This is a genomic window from Ralstonia sp. 22086, from assembly GCF_052045975.1.
Taxonomy (GTDB): Bacteria; Pseudomonadota; Gammaproteobacteria; order Burkholderiales; family Burkholderiaceae; genus Ralstonia; species Ralstonia wenshanensis.
The window spans coordinates 502,315-520,321 of record NZ_JBQEPZ010000002.1 but is presented as its reverse complement, the minus strand read 5'-3'; the positions used below and the strand labels follow the sequence as shown (position 1 = coordinate 520,321).

General features: G+C 64.9%; 11 protein-coding genes. 5 read left to right on the top strand and 6 right to left on the bottom strand.

What is annotated here, in order from left to right; translation table 11 throughout:
• The first annotated feature begins 275 nt into the window (after nucleotides 1-275).
• Nucleotides 276-1,616, top strand: a complete 1,341-nt coding sequence (locus tag ACTJK6_RS11355) for a sensor domain-containing diguanylate cyclase (protein WP_232039795.1) — start codon at nucleotides 276-278, stop codon at nucleotides 1,614-1,616.
• A 78-nt stretch (nucleotides 1,617-1,694) separates the two neighbouring features.
• Here the strand turns inward: ACTJK6_RS11355 and ACTJK6_RS11350 are convergent, their stop codons facing one another.
• The 5 genes from ACTJK6_RS11350 to ACTJK6_RS11330 form a co-directional block, all read right to left on the bottom strand.
• Nucleotides 1,695-2,258 (bottom strand): acyloxyacyl hydrolase, encoded by a 564-nt coding sequence (locus ACTJK6_RS11350; protein WP_232039794.1) that lies wholly within the window; start codon nucleotides 2,256-2,258, stop codon nucleotides 1,695-1,697.
• Nucleotides 2,259-2,558: 300 nt separating this feature from the next.
• On the bottom strand, nucleotides 2,559-4,064 hold the full coding sequence (locus ACTJK6_RS11345) for an efflux transporter outer membrane subunit (protein WP_440839063.1): 1,506 nt from the start codon (nucleotides 4,062-4,064) through the stop codon (nucleotides 2,559-2,561).
• A 2-nt stretch (nucleotides 4,065-4,066) separates the two neighbouring features.
• A complete protein-coding gene (locus ACTJK6_RS11340) occupies nucleotides 4,067-7,168 on the bottom strand; it encodes a multidrug efflux RND transporter permease subunit (RefSeq protein WP_260801535.1) in 3,102 nt (1,033 codons plus the stop codon).
• On the bottom strand, nucleotides 7,165-10,299 hold the full coding sequence (locus ACTJK6_RS11335; RefSeq protein WP_260801536.1) for an MdtB/MuxB family multidrug efflux RND transporter permease subunit: 3,135 nt from the start codon (nucleotides 10,297-10,299) through the stop codon (nucleotides 7,165-7,167). Before ACTJK6_RS11335 ends, ACTJK6_RS11340 begins: the two co-directional genes overlap by 4 nt.
• A gap of 57 nt (nucleotides 10,300-10,356) precedes the next feature.
• Nucleotides 10,357-11,742, bottom strand: a complete 1,386-nt coding sequence (locus tag ACTJK6_RS11330; RefSeq protein WP_440476813.1) for an MdtA/MuxA family multidrug efflux RND transporter periplasmic adaptor subunit — start codon at nucleotides 11,740-11,742, stop codon at nucleotides 10,357-10,359.
• A 253-nt stretch (nucleotides 11,743-11,995) separates the two neighbouring features.
• Between ACTJK6_RS11330 and ACTJK6_RS11325 the strand changes: the two genes are divergently transcribed.
• From ACTJK6_RS11325 to ACTJK6_RS11315, 3 genes are all read left to right on the top strand, one after another.
• Entirely contained in the window at nucleotides 11,996-12,727 is a 732-nt protein-coding gene (locus ACTJK6_RS11325) for a response regulator (RefSeq protein ID WP_232039789.1), read from the top strand.
• The gene (locus ACTJK6_RS11320) at nucleotides 12,711-13,997 is read left to right on the top strand and encodes an ATP-binding protein (protein WP_440839062.1); all 1,287 of its coding nucleotides are present in this window, start codon (nucleotides 12,711-12,713) and stop codon (nucleotides 13,995-13,997) included. Before ACTJK6_RS11325 ends, ACTJK6_RS11320 begins: the two co-directional genes overlap by 17 nt.
• A gap of 119 nt (nucleotides 13,998-14,116) precedes the next feature.
• Nucleotides 14,117-14,581: a putative hemolysin gene (locus ACTJK6_RS11315; RefSeq protein ID WP_440839061.1), complete on the top strand. Its 465-nt coding sequence runs from the start codon at nucleotides 14,117-14,119 to the stop codon at nucleotides 14,579-14,581.
• Nucleotides 14,582-14,666: 85 nt separating this feature from the next.
• Here the strand turns inward: ACTJK6_RS11315 and ACTJK6_RS11310 are convergent, their stop codons facing one another.
• Nucleotides 14,667-16,361 (bottom strand): glycosyltransferase family 39 protein, encoded by a 1,695-nt coding sequence (locus ACTJK6_RS11310; protein ID WP_316870791.1) that lies wholly within the window; start codon nucleotides 16,359-16,361, stop codon nucleotides 14,667-14,669.
• A 350-nt stretch (nucleotides 16,362-16,711) separates the two neighbouring features.
• On the opposite strand from ACTJK6_RS11310, the gene ACTJK6_RS11305 reads away from it, so the two are divergent.
• Nucleotides 16,712-17,944, top strand: a complete 1,233-nt coding sequence (locus ACTJK6_RS11305) for a Zn-dependent hydrolase (RefSeq protein ID WP_440839060.1) — start codon at nucleotides 16,712-16,714, stop codon at nucleotides 17,942-17,944.
• The last annotated feature ends 63 nt before the right edge of the window (nucleotides 17,945-18,007 follow it).

The following is an 18,007-nucleotide window of genomic DNA, read 5'->3' as shown; positions in this document are numbered from 1 at the left end:
TCTCGCGCACGAGGGGACCCAAAGCGCGCACGCGGTCCATGTCCCCTCGCGGGAAGGGATTGCCCCGTTAACTCGCGGCTTCTATAGTCCGCCTCGATTCGTGCGCTTGCAACGCACCAAGGTCTGTCACGCAGACCACGAGACCGGTTACGGGGATCACGCCAGCCGCCACCGCGCGCGCCTAACGCAGACATTGCGTCATGGGCCCCGGCGGCGCGATGGCCACCATGTCAGCCACGCCCCCGGGACTGCCGCATTCGCGAAACAGCATCGCCATGCTTGAGGACCACCACTTGTACAAGGCTGCGATCGAACATTCGCCGATAGGAATCGGCCTGTGCGCGCCGGAGGGTCGCTTCCTCGACGTGAACCGTGCGCTGTGCGCGCTGACCGGCCACGAAGCACAGGCGCTGCGCGCGCGCGATCTGTTCGACCTGTGCCACCCTGACCACACTGAACGTACGCGACATGGCGTTGAATCGCTGCTCGCCGGTCAGCGCGATGCGCTGTCGATGGAAACGCGCCTGGTGCGCCAGGACGGCACCACCGTGTGGGTGCAGACCGACGTAGCGGTGGCACGCGATGACGGCAACGAGCACCTTGTCGTGCAGATGCAGGACGTGACTGCGCGGCGCCTGGCGCTGGAATCGCTGCGCGCGTCGGAGCAACGGCTGGCCTATGTGCTGGACGGCGCGGGGCTGGGTACGTTCGACTGGTCCACGCGTGCGCGGCATGTGTCGTTCAACCGCCGGACGGCCGACATGCTCGGCTACGAGCCGGCGGACCTGCCCAACGATCCGGATGCATGGTTCGCCATGGTGCATCCGCAAGATGCCGCTTTGAGCGCGCGACGCATTTATCGCCATATGCGCGGCGATGCCGACAGCTTTGAAGTCGAACAGCGCATGCGCGCGCGCCATGGTCAGTGGATCTGGGTGGCCGCGCGCGGTCGTGTGACCGAGCGCGATGCCCGGGGCATGGCCACCCGCGTGAGCGGCACGCTGCTCGACGTGACACAGCGGCGCACGGCGCTGGACCGAGCGCACCACCTCGCGCTGCACGATCCGCTGACGGACCTGCCCAATGCACGTTTGTTGCGCGATCGCCTGTTCGTCGCCATTCAGGCGGCACGTCGCGCGCGCGGCCAGGTTGCGGTCGTGTTCATCGATCTCGATCGCTTCAAGCCCGTCAACGATGAATACGGCCACGGGGTTGGCGATCTCGTCCTGAAGGCTACGGCCATGCGGCTGCGCAGCGGGTTGCGTGCCTCGGACACGGTGGCGCGCCTGGGCGGCGACGAGTTTGTCGCCGTGCTTACGCATTGCGCCACGCGCGACGATGTGACGCTAACCGTGGAACGCCTGATCGAACAATTGCAGACGCCGTTCCGTGTGGAAGGCCATGTGCTGTCGATGGGTGTGAGCGCCGGCGTGGCGCTGTATCCGACCGACGGGCATGACGCGCAGACGCTCATCCGCAATGCTGACGCTGCGATGTATGAGGTCAAACGTGCCGGCGGCAACGGCCTGGGTTTCCACGCCTCGCTCAATTACGAGCGGCTGATGGGCATGCGATCGCGCGATCGCAATCTCGACGGAGACGCCGACGCGCGTTAATACACCACCGTACGCCAAAAGAAAACGGCCCGCCGCATGGCAGGCCGTCTTTCTTCAAGCGTCGCAAACGTTCGGGCTTTAGAACGTGTACCGCAAGTACAGCTCGTTCAGATCCGTGCCCGGGTTGGGGCGCTTGATCGACGCGTTTGACAGGTGTTCGAAGCGGTAGCCCATCTGGAATTGCTGCTTGCTGCCGAAGGCCACACCCACGCCGATCATGTCGGAGAACTGGAAGGCCGTGCTGAAATAGTGCTCGTTGGACGTGCTGACGTGCGACAGCAAGCGCGGGCCGACGCCGGCCTCGATGAACGGTACCCATGAGCCGCCGCGCTTTTCAAGGCGGAACAGCGGCGTCACGCCGAATTCTGTGATGTTTTGGCGGTTGGTGCCCTTCGTCGAGCGCCATTGGCCCAGCGCCACTTCCCAATCCAGGTTCACGAACCAGCCTTGCGGATTGCCCCAGTGGAAGCCCGAATCGAAGTCGAGGTCGACGCCGTATTTCTCGATGCCGTGCTTGTTGTCTTTGCCGTAGATGGCGCGCACGGACGGGTCAGCTTGGGCAGGCAGAGCGGCGAACAGCGTGGCGGCGCCCAGGGCGGTGGCCAGCAGCTTGGCAGAACGGGGAAGCGCGGATCGGATCATCAGAGAGAGCGGAGTCAGTTGAGCGGCGCGCGTGAATCGGGGCAACTGCGTCGGCAACCACGCGCGCGGCGGACATGGCGGCAGGCAAACAGACGGTCGGGATGGCACCGGGCGGGCTTGCAAGGCATCGGGCGACGCAATTTGCGCGCCCGTTGCCGCGTCAGCCGGCCCGGATGATCGGGGCGGTCTGAAATAAATTCCGACGATTATAGGGGGAACTATCCGACAGCGTGCGGGCTTACGCACAAGGGGCCATTGCCGGTGGCGAAACGCCGTCGGCCACCGGCAACGGGAGGAGGGTTATTGCGCGGCCGACGCGGACGCGGGCTGCAGCGCCGCCTGGCCAACCACCGGCACTTCGCCGTGCCACCCGCCGCCCAGCGCCTTGACCAGCAGCACCGCTGCCGAATACTGCTTGCCCTGCAGCGTGAGCAGGGTTCGCTCGGCATTGTAGGCCGTGGCTTGCGCGGTGATGACTTCCAGGAAGCTCACCGTGCCGGCGCGATAGCGGTTCAGATTGAGTTGCGCAGCTTCCTGCGCGGCTTTGACGGCATCGGCCTGTACGCCAAATTCCTGCGTCTGCCACCGAAGGGCGGCAAGGTTGTCTTCGACATCCTGAAACGCGCCCAGCACGGTCTGGCGGTACGTGGCGACCGACGCATCGTAAGCAGCGCCGGCCTTGTCGACGGCGGCTGCACGCGCGCCGCCATCAAAGAGCGTGGCGGCCAGCGTCGGGCCGATCGACCAGACGCGGCTCGGCAGCGTTGCCAGGCGCGTGAGCGTGTTGGCTGCCAAACCGGCCGATGCGCCCAGCGTGAGCGTCGGGAAGTATGCCGCCTTGGCCACGCCGATCTGCGCGTTGGCAGCGGCCATGCGGCGCTCGGCGGCGGCGATGTCTGGGCGGCGTTCCAGCACGGCCGATGGCACTTCCAGCGGAATGGCGGGCAGGGCGGGCAAGTCGGCCGCGCTGGCAGCGGTGGCCGGGGCCAGCGAGAATTCCGCCGGCGGTTTGCCGATCAGCACCGCAATGGCGTGCTCAAGCTGCGCGCGGGTGACTTCGGTATCCAGCAGCAGCGCCTGCGACTGCTTGAGCTGCGTCTGCGCGGTCAGCACATCGGAGCGCTGTGCCACGCCCACTGCGTACTGGTTTTGCGTGAGCTTCAGGAAGCGCTCGTAATCTGCAACCGTGCGTTGCAGGACGGCCTTCTGGGTATCCGTGACACGCAATTGAAAATAGTTCTGCGCAAGCGTCGCCTGGGCCGACAGCAAAGCGGACGATAAATCGCCTGCGCTGGCTTGCGCGCTAGCCTTGTTCGACTCAACCGATCGGCGGATGCGGCCCCACAGGTCCAGCTCCCAACTGGCGTTGAGCGACAGGCTTTGCGAGTTCAGCAGGCTGGGGTTGCCGGTCGACAGGCTGCCATCGGGGTTGACCGAGGTGCGCACTGAACGGCTCCGCGTGGCCGATGCACTGGCTCCCAGCGTCGGGAAGAACGAAGCCTGCGCCGATTGCACCAGCGCCTGGGCCTGGCGGTACTGGGCCTCCGCCACCAGGATGTTCTGGTTGGCGGCGGCCACCTGTTCTTCCAGCGCGTTCAGTTGCGGGTCGTTGAAGATCTCCCACCACTTGCCGCGAGCAATAGCGTCGCTCGGGTCGGCGACTTTCCAGTCGCCGGCTTCCTTGTATTGCTGCGGTACTTCGGCGTCGGGGCGCTTGTAGTCGGGCCCGACCGCGCAGGCCGAGACGAGCGCGCACGCGGCCAACGCGAGCAGCGAGGTACGAAGGGCTTGAGTGCCTCTTGTCATGTTCAGCTTCCTTGCGAATCCAATGCGGGCAGCGGTGCGTCCTTGCTGCGGCCGGCGCGACGCAGACGCAATCGGTCGAGCGCCAGGTAGACCACCGGTGTGGTGTAGAGCGTGAGGATCTGGCTGACCAGCAGCCCCCCGACGATGGAGATGCCCAGCGGCGTGCGCAGCTCCGCACCGTCGCCACGGCCAAGTGCCAGGGGCAGGGCGCCCAGCAGCGCGGCCATCGTCGTCATCAAGATCGGCCGGAAGCGCAACACGCAGGCGTGGAAGATCGCATCCGCCGGGCTCATGCCCTGGCTGCGCTCCGCCTCCAGCGCGAAGTCAATCATCATGATCGCATTCTTCTTGACGATACCGATGAGCAGAATCACGCCGATCAACGCGATGATCGAAAAATCCGTGTCTGTGATGATCAGCGCCAGCAGCGCGCCCACACCGGCCGAGGGCAGCGTCGACAGAATCGTGATCGGGTGCACGTAGCTCTCGTACAGCACGCCCAGGACGATGTAGATGGTGATGAGCGCAAACAGGATCAGCACCGGCTGGCTCGAGAGCGAATCCTGGAACGCCTTGGCGGTGCCCTGGAAGCTGCCATGCACGGAGGATGGCACGCCGATGCGGTTCATCGCGTCCTGGATGTCCTGTGTGGCACCCGACAGCGATGCCCCCGGCGCCAGGTTGAACGAGATCGTGCTCGCCGCGAACTGGCCCTGGTGGTTGACCGCCAGCGCCGTGTTGGTGGGCTCGTAATGCGAGAAGGTCGACAGCGGCACCTGCGCGCCCGTCGATGTGATGAGGTAAATGTCCCGCAGGCCGTCGGGGTTCTGCCAGTACTGCGGCGCGGCTTCCATCACAACACGGTACTGGTTGAGCGGGTTGTAGATGGTCGACACCTGGCGCTGTCCGAACGCGTTGTTCAGCGCGTTGTCGACATCGCTCGGGTTGATGCCGAGCGACTTTGCCTTGTCGCGGTCAATGACGAGGGACGTCTGCAAGCCCTTGTCCTGCGTATCGGTGTTGACGTCTGTCAGCGATTTCACCTGCGTGAGGGCCTGCTTGATCTTCGGGTCCCACGCGCGCAGCTCGTTCAGGTCATCGGCCTGCAACGTGTATTGGTACTGCGCATTGCTGGCCCGGCCGCCCACGCGGATGTCCTGTACCGATTGCAGGAACAGGCTCGCGCCTGGCTCGCGTGCCAGCTTGCCCCGCAGCCGATTGATCACCTGATCGGCAGAGAGCTTTCGCTCGGCCAATGGCTTGAGCTGGATGAACATGAAGCCGCTGTTCCGCTGGCTGCCGCCCGTGAAGCCGACCACGTTTTCAACCGCAGGGTCCTGCTGGATGATGTGGATGAAGTCGGTCACCTTCGTGCGCATGGCCTGGAACGAGATGGCCTGGTCCGCCTGGATGTTGCCGATCACGCGGCCTGTGTCCTGCTGCGGAAAGAATCCCTTGGGCACGATGACGTACAGATAGACGTTCAGGCAGATCGTCGCCAACAGGATCAGCAGCGTGAGCCAGCTGTGCCGCAGCGCCCACGCCAGCGAGTTGCGGTAGATGTCGAGCAGGAAGGTGAAGAAGCCTTCAGTCTTGCGGTGGAACCAGCCATGCTCTTCCTCGGCGGCGGGCTTGAGCAAGCGCGCGCACATCATCGGCGTGGTGGTGAGCGACACCACCAGCGACACCAGGATGGCCACCGACAGCGTCACCGCAAACTCACGGAACAGCCGCCCGACGATGCCGCCCATCATCAGCAGCGGGATGAATACGGCAATCAGCGACAGGCTCATCGACACCACGGTGAAGCCGACCTCGCGCGCGCCCTTGAGCGCGGCCTGCATGGGCCGCATGCCGTTTTCGATGTGGCGCGAGACGTTTTCCAGCACGACGATGGCGTCGTCCACCACAAAGCCTGTCGCCACGGTCAACGCCATCAGCGAGAGGTTGTCGAGGCTGTAGCCGCAGAGGTACATCACCCCGAATGTGCCGATGAGCGAGACCGGCACGGCCACGCTCGGAATGAGCGTTGCCCGCACGTTGCGCAGGAACAAAAACACCACCATGATCACCAGCGCGATCGACAGCACCAGCGTGCGTTCGACATCCCTGAGCGAGGCGCGGATGGTGGGCGTGCGGTCCATCATCACATCGAGGTTGATCTGCGCGGGAATGGTATTGCGCAGGTACGGCAGGATGTCGTTGATGCGGTCGACCGTGTCGATGATGTTGGCGCCAGGCTGCCGGCTGATGATGAGCAGCACCGACGGCTTGCCGTTGGCTGAGCCGTAATTGCGGATGTCCTGAACGCTGTCGCTGACGTCTGCCACGTCGGCCAGCCGCACCGGCGAGCCGTTGCGCCAGGCGACGATGAGTGACTGGTATTCGGCAGCCTTCTTGGCCTGGTCGTTGGCGTAGATGGTCCAGACGCGTTCGCCGGATTCCATCATGCCTTTGGGCTTGTTCGCGTTGGTGCTGGCGATGACGGTGCGCACGGTCTCCATCGAGATGCCGTACTTGTTCAGCGCCATCGGGTTCAGCTCTACCCGCACCGCCGGCAGCGACGCACCGCCGATGGTGACCTGACCCACGCCGTTCACTTGCGACAGCTTCTGCGCGAGGATCGTCGAGGCCGCGTCGTACAGCTCCCCGCGCGACTTGGTGTCGGACGTCAGCCCCACGATCATGATAGGTGCATCGGCCGGATTGACCTTGCGATACGTCGGGTTGCTCGGCAAGCCCGAGGGCAGCAGGCTGCGCGACGCATTGATGGCGGCCTGCACGTCGCGTGCGGCGCCGTCGATGTCGCGCGACAGATCAAACTGCAGCGTGATCCGTGACGAACCGAGCGAGCTGGACGAGGTCATCTCGGTAATGCCCGCGATGCGGCCGAGCGAGCGTTCCAGAGGCGTTGCCACGGTAGCCGCCATGGTTTCAGGACTGGCACCCGGCAGCGATGCGTTGACCGAGATGGTCGGAAAGTCCACCTGCGGCAGCGGCGATACCGGCAGCAAGCGGAACGCTGCGATACCGGCCAACGCCACGCCGATGGTCAGCAGCGCCGTGGCAACAGGCCGGGCGATGAAGGTCGCGGACAGATTCATCGCGGTCCGCCAGACTGGTTGGGGCCCGCAGCGCCGTGGCGTCGGGCAGCGCGGCGAGCGCGCCAGTCACGCAGGCGTTCACCCAGGTTGTCGAAGGCCAGATAGATGACCGGCGTGGTGAACAGCGTCAGCACCTGACTGACCAGCAGGCCGCCCACCATCGTGATCCCCAGCGGCTGACGCAGCTCGGAGCCCACGCCGGTGCCCAGCATCAGCGGCAGGGCACCCAACAGGGCGGCCATCGTCGTCATCAGAATCGGGCGGAAGCGCAGCAGACATGCCTGGTAGATGGCGTCGCGCGGGGCCATGCCCTGTTCGCGCTCGGCCTCCAGCGCGAAGTCGATCATCATGATCGCGTTCTTCTTGACGATACCGATCAGCAGGATGATCCCGATGATGGCGATGATGCCCATGTCCTTGCCCGAAACCAGCAGCGACAGCAGGGCACCTACGCCGGCCGACGGCAGTGTCGACAGAATCGTCACCGGGTGGATCGTGCTTTCGTACAACACGCCCAGGACGATGTACATCGTGATGACAGCGGCCAGGATCAGCCACAACTGATTCGACAGCGACGCACGGAACGCCAGCGCCGCGCCCTGGAAACTGGTCTGCATGCTGGCCGGCAGACCGATTTCCTGTTCGACGGCATTGATCGTGTCGACCGCTGCACCCAGCGATGCATGCGGCGCCAGGTTGAACGAAATGGTGGCCGCCGGGAATTGCCCCTGGTGGTTCACTACCAGCGAGCCCGGTTGTTCTACCACCGTGGCAAACGCGCCCAACGGAATCTGTTGGCCACTGCTCGATGCCACGTGCAGGTCATACAACGATTGCGGCCCAAGCTGCATCTTCGGGTCCGTTTCGAGCACCACGCGGTATTGGTTCGATTGCGTGAAGATGGTCGAAACCAGGCGCTGGCCGTAGGCGCTGTACAGCACGCTGTCCACCGCCGCCATCGTGATGCCGTACACCGCCGCCTTGTCGCGGTCGACCTGTACGTAGGCACGCAAGCCGTTGTCCTGCAGGTCACTCGCCACGTCGCGCAGTTCGTTGGTCTGCTGCAGGCGTTCAACGAGTTTCGGCACCCACTTCGAAAGGTTGTTCGGGTCCGGATCTTCCACGGTGAACTGGTACTGCGTGCGGCTCACGCGGTCTTCAATCGTCAGGTCCTGCACCGGCTGCATGTATAGCGAGATACCCGCCACCTTGGCCAATTCGGGCTGCAGGCGCTGAATGATCTCGGTGGCGTCGGCGTCGCGTTTATCCTTCGGCTTGAGGTTGATCAGCATGCGGCCGCTGTTGAGCGTGGTGTTCACGCCATCCACGCCGATGAACGACGACAGGCTCTCGACCGCAGGGTCTTTGAGCACCACCTCGGCCAGCTTCTGCTGCCGCTCGGCCATGGCCGAGAACGAAATGGACTGAGACGCATCCGAAATGCCCTGGATCACGCCGGTGTCCTGCACCGGGAAGAAACCCTTGGGCACCACCACATAGAGCAGGGCCGTCAGGACCAGCGTGCCGATGGCCACCAGCAGCGTGGTCTTCTGCCGATCAAGCACCCATTGCAGCATGCGGCCGTACCGCGCGATGACGTTGTCGAAGAACGCGCCCGCAGCGTGATAGAAGCGCGATTGCTCAGCTTCGGGAATGTGCTTGAGCAGTCGTGCACACATCATCGGCGTGAGCGTGAGCGACACCACGGCCGAGATCAGGATCGACACTGCAAGCGTGATTGCAAACTCGCGGAACAGCCGCCCAACCACGTCGCCCATGAACAGCAGCGGAATCAGCACGGCGATGAGCGAGAACGTGAGCGAGATGATCGTGAAACCGATCTGCTTGGAGCCCTTGAGCGCGGCCTCCATTGGCGGGTCGCCCTCTTCGATGTAGCGGGCGATGTTTTCGATCATGACGATGGCATCGTCGACCACGAAGCCGGTGGCAATCGTGAGCGCCATCAGCGTGAGGTTGTTGATTGAAAAACCCGCCAGGTACATGACACCGAACGTACCCACCAGCGACAGTGGCACCGCCACCGCCGGAATGACCGTGGCCGGCACGTTACGCAGGAACAGGAAGATCACCATCACGACCAGCGCCACGGCAAGCATCAGTTCGAACTGCACATCCGATACCGAGGCGCGAATCGTGGTGGTGCGGTCGGTGAGCAGCGACACCTCAACGTTGCCGGGCAGCGTGTCCTTAAGTTGCGGCAACAACGCCTTGGCGCGATTCACCACCTCGATCACATTGGCGCCAGGCTGGCGCTGCACGTTCAGGATGATGGCGGGGGTGGTGTTGGACCACGCGGCCAGCTTGCGGTTTTCAGCGCCGTCAACGATCTGCGCCACATCGGTCAGGCGAATGGGCGCGCCGTTCTTGTAGGCGACGATCATCTTGCCGTACTCGGCGGCCGACTTGAGCTGGTCGTTGGCATCGATGGTGGAGGCGCGCATCGGGCCGTCGAAGCTGCCCTTGGCGCCGTTCACGTTGGCGGTGCCGATGGCAGTGCGGATGTCGTCGATCGACAGCCCGAGCGCCGCCAGCGCCGACGTGTTCGCCTGGATGCGTACGGCCGGCCGCTGCCCGCCGCTGATGCTGACCAGGCCAATGCCCGGCAACTGCGACAGCTTTTGCGCGATGCGCGTGTCGACCAGGTCTTCCAGCTTGGGCAACGGCATCGTGTTGGAGGTGATCGCCAGCGTGAGGATCGGCGCGTCGGCCGGGTTCACCTTGCTGTAGATCGGCGGCATCGGCAGGTCGTTCGGCAGCAGGTTGCCAGCGGCGTTGATGGCCGCCTGCACTTCCTGCTCGGCAATGTCGAGCGAGAGCGACAGGTCAAACTGCAGCGTGATGACCGAGGCGCCGCCCGAGCTGGACGACGTCATCTGCTTCAGGCCGGGCATCTGCCCGAACTGCCGCTCCAGCGGTGCCGTGATGGACGAGGTCATCACGTCGGGGCTGGCCCCCGGGTACAGCGTCGTCACCTGGATGGTCGGGTAATCGACCTCGGGCAGCGCGGAGAGCGGCAGCATCCGGTACGCCACCAGGCCCGAGAGCAGGATGGCGACCATCAACAGCGTGGTCGCCACGGGCCGGAGGATGAAGATTCGGGAGGGATTCATGCCAGCTCGGAACAGAAGACTTCGTCAGGCGCGTGCACGCAATGCACGACTCAGGGCTTACGGCTTGGCAGCCGGCGCACTTGCGGCGGGTGCCGAATCGCCACCCTGGCCACGGCGATGACGCCCGCCCTGATGGGGTTGGCCGGCGGCAGGGGCGCTTGCGGCTGCACCCGGCTGGATCACCTCGACCGGCGAGCCGTCGCGCAGCTTGTCGGCGCCGTCGATCACCACGCGCTCGCCCGGCTGCAGGCCTTGCGCAACCGACACGCGTTCCCCTTCGGTCACGCCCAGCTTCACCACGCGCAGCGCGACCTTGTTGTCGTCGCCCACCACGTAGACGAAGGTGCCCTGCGTGCCGCGCTGGATGGCGGCGCCCGGCACGATCACCACGTCGCGCAGCGTATCCACCCGCATGCGCACGTTCACGAACTGGTTCGGGAACAGCATGGCGTTCTGGTTCGGGAACTGCGCACGCAGCTTCACCGTACCGGTGGTGTTGTCGATGGTGTTATCTACCGTCATGAGCACGCCGCGCGCGAGCTGCGTGGTCTGGCCGCGGTCCCAGGCTTCCACCTGCAACTTGTCGCCGGACTGCAGGCGCGGCATGACCTTGGGCAGGTTGTCTTCAGGAATGGAATAGATGACGGTGATCGGGTCGATCTGCGTGATGACCACGATGCCGTTGGTGTCCGACGCATGAATGATGTTGCCCGGATCGACTTGGCGCAGGCCAACCCGGCCAGACACCGGCGCGGTGATGCGCGTGTAGGAAAGCTGCACGCGGGCGTTGTCGACGTTGCCCTGATCCAGCTTGACCGTGCCGTCGTACTGACGCACCAGCGCTGCCTGCGTATCCACCTGCTGCTTGGAGATCGAATCCTGCGAGAGCAGCGTCTGGTAGCGCTGCAGGTCGAGCTTGGCGTTTTGCAGCAGTGCCTGATCGCGCGCAAGCTGACCTTCCGCCTGGGCGAGCTGCGCCTGATAGGTGCGCGGGTCGACCTCGGCCAGCAGGTCGCCGGCCTTGACGGTCTGGCCCTCGGTAAACGCCAGGCGCACGAGCTGGCCGTCCACGCGCGTCTTGACCGTCACGTTGTTGACCGGCGTGACATTGCCCAGCGCCGACAGCACCACGTTGATGTCGCCCTTGACGGCCGTGCCGACCATCACGGGCATCGGCTTGCCGGCCATGGCCGCGCCGCGGCCACCGGGGCCACCTCGCCCACCGGGGCCGCCCGCGTTGCGGTACTTCGCGTGATAGACCGCATAGCCGATCAACACCAGGATGATGATCACCACCCAGATGCCCCAGCGGCGGCGCTTGCCACCTTCGCGCGGGGGCGGCAGCAGCGTCGAAGACACCTCGTTGGGCGTCTCTGTCCCCTCGTGCGTACGGCGGCCGGCGTCGTCAAACTGGCCGGGCTTCTGGTCCTTGGGATCGGACATGTTGGCGTTCCTGTTCTTAGCAATATGGGGACGAGCGCACATGATAGCTGGCGCCCGTGCCAGTTAAACCGCAGCTTAAAGGCAACGTCTTTGCGAAGAATGAGTCGCGCAGCGGGTTCTATTACGGCAGATTACAAACCCATCGCGGTGTTACCGGGCGAAACAATATGGTGAAAGTGCGCGCGATTCGTGGTGGCCACAATCGCTATCATGAGCACACCTTCCTGCGTCTACCAGACACTCCACCAGACAGATGAGCGGCACCAAGATCCTGGTCGTCGATGACGACGTCGAACTGCGCGACCTTCTGCGCGAATACCTGACCCAGCAGGGTTTTGCCGTTTCCGTGCTGCACGACGGCGATGGGCTGGGCGCCCGGCTCGAACGGGAGCGCCCGGCCCTTGTCGTGCTCGACCTGATGATGCCCAAGGTGGATGGCCTGTCCGCCCTGCGCGACCTGCGCGCTCGCAATGACGATGTGCCTGTCATCCTGCTCACGGCCCGCAGCGATGAGATCGATCGCATCATCGGCCTGGAAATCGGCGCCGACGACTATCTCGGCAAGCCGTTCTCGCCGCGCGAGCTGCTCGCCCGTATCAACGCGGTGCTGCGCCGGCGCCTTTCCGTGCCGGCCTCCGCACCGGAAGACCGCGACAGCTTCAGCTTCGGCCCGTTCAAGCTCAACTTCCGCATGCGCACGCTGTTTCGCGGCGACACCGCACTGTCGATCAGCGATACCGAATTCGCGCTGCTCAAGCTGCTGATCGGGCATGCGATGCAGGTGCTCACGCGCGAGCACATCGTCGAGCTGATGTACGGACCGGGCAGCGGTGTGTCCGATCGGGGCATCGACGTACAGATCTGGCGCCTGCGCCGCGTGCTGGAAGAGGACGCCCAGCGCCCGCGATACATCCAGACCGTGCGCGGCCGCGGCTACACCTTCGTGCCGGACGAGCGGGAAGAGGCCAATGAAGTTCAAGGCTAGATTCGACACGCTGTTCGGCCGGCTGGCGGTGCTGATCGTGGTGGTGCTTGTGCTGAGCCACTTCTCGTGGCTGGGCGTGCTGCGCGCCGAGCGCCGCGAGCGACAGTTCCAGGCTTCGGTAGATCAGATGGCGTTCCAGTTGCAGGCCTTCCAGGCAGCGATGGACGGCCATCTGCATGTGAAGCTGCCCGATCTCGTGACCGAAACCGATGAGCCGCCCTCGGGCGACGCGTCTTCGGCATCGGACAAGTCTGCGGAGTTGGTGCGACAACTGGCGCGCCGTTTGCCATCCGACACACAGTTGCGGCTCGAAGCAGGCCCCACGCCACGCGTGTTCGTGCGTTTTTCGCAGCGCAATAAGTGGATTGCCATGCCCCTGGTGTGGGTGCATGCGCCGCCCACCATCTCGGCTGTGGTGCCGGGCGTGATGGTGGTGCTGGCGATTGCCATCGCGTTCTCGCTGTTTGCGGCGTGGCAGATCCAGCGCCCCGTGCGCGAGCTGGCCGATGCTGCGGGTGCGCTGGCCCGGCGCCGCTACGTGGCACCGCTCAAGGAGCGCGGCCCGTATGAACTCCGCCAGTTGACCGACCAGTTCAACCATATGGCTGCTGACCTGTCGGCTGCCGACGAAGAGCGCAACACCATGCTGGCCGGCATTGCGCACGACCTGAAGACGCCGCTGTCGCGCTTGCGCCTGCGTGCCGAAATGCTGGCTGACCAGAAAGCCGGCGCCGGTATCGAACGCGATGTCGAATCCATGTCGGCCATCGTCGAGCAGTTCCTCGCCTATGCGCAGAGCGGCGACAGCGAGGCGCGCGAGGTGTCGGTCGACCGCCATCTGCGCGGCCTGGTGCAGCCCTTTGCCGAGCACGGCAAGCATGTCGCGCTCGATCTGCATGCTGGCGATCGCTTCCGCCTCAAGCCGACGCATCTTGAGCGCATCGTCGTCAATCTGCTCGACAACGCGTTCGCGTATGGCGCCGAGCCGGTGAACGTGCGCACCGCGGCGGACGAAACCGGCTATACGCTGACGGTGGAAGACCACGGTGCTGGCATCCCCGCTGCCGACTTTGACCGCGTCATGCGGCCTTTTGTGCGCCTGGATCCGGCGCGCGGCGGCAATGCGCATTGCGGGCTGGGGCTGGCAATCGTCGATCGGCTGGTGCGCCACCTGGGCGGGGATCTCGCGGTCGGCCCGTCGGCGGCGGACGCGCCGTCGCCGGGGTTTCGCGTCACCATGCGGTTTCCGGCCTCAACAGCGGCGGCTTGATCGCCCGATCGCCCGACTGATTGCCCGACTGACACACGGGCAAGCGATTGCGTGAGCTATCCTAGGCGAGGCAAGCACGCTTGTTGCGTGCGTTCACCAGAACTCCGGGAGGAAAACGCATGAATCGCGCTGTCTGTCTCGTCAAGGATGCCGGCCAAGCCCGCATAACCGCCGCCGTTGCCGCGTGTGTGCTGGCGATGGGTCTGGCGGCCTGCTCGTCGCCGATGCCTCCGTGGCAGCCGCCGCGCATGACCATCCAGCCTGCGCCACCGCCCGCACCCGCACCCGCACCCGCACCCGCACCCGCACCCGCACCCGCACCCGTTACGACGCTGCCGCCTTCACCGGCCGTGCAGCCGGTACAGCCGCAACCGCCGGCTTACGCGTCACCGCCCGCCGCGGACACCGAACCCCCGCGCGCAACGCCGGGCATGGCGAATCCGGCATCCACGTATTGTCTCCAGCGCGGCGGTCAACTTGAGTTTTCCACGCGTGCCAACGGGGCTGACGTTGGAACCTGCGTCAGCCCAGGCGGAGATGAATGCGAGGAATGGGCGTTCCTGCGCGGCAGTTGCACGTGGTAAGTGGCGGCAGTTGCCGCAGGCAATAAAAAGGGCCGCTGATGTTGCGGCCCTTTCGTTTGGAGGGTGCGATTGTTTGGAGATGCGTCTACCGCCGCGCCACCACCACCTTGTCGGCAGATTCCGCCACCAGGCGCATCGGCACGCCGGCGTCATGCAATTTCTGCCATGTCGTGCGACGCATGAATGCGTAGGCGGGAGGGCCATCGGTCCAACGCTTGATCCATTCGTCCGTGGTGGCAATGACCTTGCTCGGCTCCAAGCCGGCGCCCATCTCCAATTCGTCAAAGCCCGAGACCAGCGTCATCGGTCGACCTAGGTAGTAGATGGCCGTCTGATCTAGCCACTCGACCGAGTAGAAAGGGGTTTCGTCGGGAATCGGGCCCGTTGCGTTCAAGGTTTTTTCAATGACGTCGCGGGCGGACAGTGCATCGCGGAAGATCTCGCTGGCGTTGAGCACGCGGTCCCAGCAGAGCAGGGCCGAGATCGACAGCACGATCACGGCCACGGTGCGCTTCTGCCAGCGCAGCGCCATGAGAGCGGCCAGCGTACCGACGGCCAGCATGACCATCACCTCGCGCAACGCAGGCATGGCCACCGCAACCTGCTGGGCGGGCATTTTCGCGCCGGCCTTGGCGCCGATCATTGGCACCGCAAACCACAGGCCGACGGCGATCAGCAGATTGACGCCCAGCGACCACGCAACAGCGCGCGTGGGCATCTTCTCCAGCGCCAGGGCCAGCACAATCGCCAGTGCGGGGAAGGCCGGCACGATGTAGCCCGGCAGCTTCGAGTTGGATATCGAGAAGAACAGGAAAATCATTCCCGCCCACGCAATCGACCAGCGCATCAGGTCAAATTGTCGCGTGCCGACGAACAGATCCGCCACGCGCCCCATGCGCCGGCCGATGGCCGCAAACAGCAGCGGCGTCCACGGCAGCAGCCCAGCCAGGCCCACCGCTATGAAGTACCACCACTTGCCGCTGCGATGGTGCTCGTTGGTCAGGAAGCGCTCAAAATGCTCGTGGATGAAGAAGAAGTGGAAGAACTCCGGGTTGCGCTCCTGCACGACGACGAACCACGGCACCGTGGCGATCAGGTACAGCGCAAGGCCGGGTAGCCAATGCATGCGGCGGATCAGTGCCCAGTCGCGCGTCATCAGCAGGTAGGCCACGCCGATCAAGCCCGGGACGACCAGCCCGATCAAGCCCTTGGTGAGCGTCGCGCCCGCCAGCGCCAGCCAGACCACCAGCATCCACGCGAGCTGCCCGCGACGCGATGCACCGGGCCGCTGCGCCAGCGCGAAGCCGCACGCACCGACCGTCAGGAAAAAACCCACGCCCATGTCGAGGGTGATGACCTGCCCGAACAGCAGATACAGCAGCGACGAGGCGAGAATCGCCGCGCCCGTTGCCGCCGTGCGCCCACCGCGATAGGCCGCCAGCGTCCAGGCCGTCATCAGGATCCCACCCAGGCCGAACAGCACTGGCCACAGGCGCGCGCCCCAGGCATTGACGCCGAACGCCTGGAACGTGGCGGCCGTCGTCCAGTATTGCAGAGGCGGCTTCTCGAAGTATTTGAGATCGTTCAGGCGGGGCGTTACCCAGTCACCGGAAGCCACCATCTCGCGCGGGATCTCCGCATAGCGGCCTTCATCTGGCCGGAAGAGGGTGGATCGCTGGAACAGGTCGTCCGTCCACAGCGCGAGGAATACGGCGACGAGCGCGACGACAAGCAACGCCATCCATGGCGAGCGGCGGGAGGAGACTGGGCGGGATTCCATGCGGGGGGCGATAGCAAGCACGGTCGGAAAGGCTTGGATTCTAGTCGATGCAGGGTTAGCGGATCGTCAGCCTGGCTAAATGTCTTGCCCTGGCCTCTCGCATGCATGGATAAAGCCCCGGTCGACGCCTACCTCCACGAGTGCCTCGGCCGGAATCCGCGACGCACACTTTTCGCCGTTGGCCTTCAGCGCCTGTCTCCGTAACGACGGAATGCACGCTTTACGCCAGCAGTATTTGCCTGACTTATAGGCCGAATAAACATTCGCAATTTGACGCGCATTTTGCGATTGCCAGATAAAGACGGCTGAATGCGCCGAGCCGGTCGGCGTGCGTGCAAAGGAATGGAGACATGTTGAAGGTCAACGGGGCGCGGCTGTGGTCGAGCCTGATGGAAATGGCGGCGGTCGGTGCCACGCCAAAAGGCGGTGTGCGGCGCTTGGCGCTCACGGAAGAAGACGTGGCCGGCCGCGCGTTGTTCGCGCGCTGGTGCGAAGACGCGGGCATGACGCTCAGCACCGACCGCGTCGGCAATCTGTTTGCGCGCCGCGCCGGCAAATCGGCGCAAGCCCGCCCCGTGGCGAGCGGCAGCCATCTCGACACGCAGCCCGAAGGCGGGTGCTTCGATGGTGTCTACGGTGTGCTGGCCGCGCTGGAAGTCGTGCGCACGCTCAACGACGCGGGCATCGAAACCGATAAGCCCATCGAGATTGTTGTGTGGACCAACGAAGAGGGGGCACGCTTCACGCCCGCCATGTTGGGTTCTGCTGCATTTGCGGGCGTGATGCCGCTGGAACAGGCACTGGCCTCGCGCGATGGGCAAGGCGTTTCTGTGGCCGATGCGCTGGTGGCGAGCGGCTACGCAGGCGAACGCGCCATCCCCGGTACGCCGTTCGATGCGTATTTCGAGGCGCATATCGAGCAAGGGCCGATCCTGGAAGAGAACGGCGTGCCAATTGGCGTCGTCACGGGTGGGCAGGCGATCTGTTGGCTTGATGTGCGCGTGCAGGGCCAGGCGGCGCATGCGGGCACCACGCCAATGCGCTTCCGGCGCGATGCGATGTTCACGGCAGCGGAGATGGCCGCGTCGCTGGAAACGCTGGTCGAGATGTTTGCCCCGCACGGCTTGGTGACCATTGGCGAACTCGGCATCCTCAATGCTTCGCGCAACACCATCGCCGCCGATCTGACTTTCACGGTGGACTTGCGCCACCACGAAGATGCGCGCATCGCCGAGATGGAGTCGACGCTGCGGGAGCGCTTTGCCGACATTGCCGAGCGCCGTGGCCTAACCGTGCAGATCGACCAGCATTGGGGCAGCCCGGCCACGCCGTTCGACCCCGTTTGCGTGAAGGCGGTGGCCGATGCGGTGGAAGCCCTCGACTACCGGCATCAGCGCATCGTGAGCGGCGCGGGGCACGACGCCATCCACATCGCCAAGCATTGCCCGACGGCGATGATCTTCATCCCGTGCGTCAACGGTCTGAGCCACAACGAAGCCGAAGATGCGTTGCCCGAAGATGTGACGCGCGGCGCCGATGTGCTGCTGCACGCCATGTTGGCTCGGGCACAGAGAGCGAGCTAGCGGGATAGCGCTTTGCCCGACCCGTCAGTAGGGTCGAATCGTTGCAACCTGTTGCGGTAGCAT

Coding starts and splice junctions, on each gene's coding strand:
- ACTJK6_RS11355 (WP_232039795.1), top strand. CDS start 276: ATGCTTGAGGACCACCACTTGTACAAGGCTGCGATCGAACATTCGCCG.
- ACTJK6_RS11350 (WP_232039794.1), bottom strand. CDS start 2,258: ATGATCCGATCCGCGCTTCCCCGTTCTGCCAAGCTGCTGGCCACCGCC.
- ACTJK6_RS11345 (WP_440839063.1), bottom strand. CDS start 4,064: ATGACAAGAGGCACTCAAGCCCTTCGTACCTCGCTGCTCGCGTTGGCC.
- ACTJK6_RS11340 (WP_260801535.1), bottom strand. CDS start 7,168: ATGAATCTGTCCGCGACCTTCATCGCCCGGCCTGTTGCCACGGCGCTG.
- ACTJK6_RS11335 (WP_260801536.1), bottom strand. CDS start 10,299: ATGAATCCCTCCCGAATCTTCATCCTCCGGCCCGTGGCGACCACGCTG.
- ACTJK6_RS11330 (WP_440476813.1), bottom strand. CDS start 11,742: ATGTCCGATCCCAAGGACCAGAAGCCCGGCCAGTTTGACGACGCCGGC.
- ACTJK6_RS11325 (WP_232039789.1), top strand. CDS start 11,996: ATGAGCGGCACCAAGATCCTGGTCGTCGATGACGACGTCGAACTGCGC.
- ACTJK6_RS11320 (WP_440839062.1), top strand. CDS start 12,711: ATGAAGTTCAAGGCTAGATTCGACACGCTGTTCGGCCGGCTGGCGGTG.
- ACTJK6_RS11315 (WP_440839061.1), top strand. CDS start 14,117: ATGAATCGCGCTGTCTGTCTCGTCAAGGATGCCGGCCAAGCCCGCATA.
- ACTJK6_RS11310 (WP_316870791.1), bottom strand. CDS start 16,361: ATGGAATCCCGCCCAGTCTCCTCCCGCCGCTCGCCATGGATGGCGTTG.
- ACTJK6_RS11305 (WP_440839060.1), top strand. CDS start 16,712: ATGTTGAAGGTCAACGGGGCGCGGCTGTGGTCGAGCCTGATGGAAATG.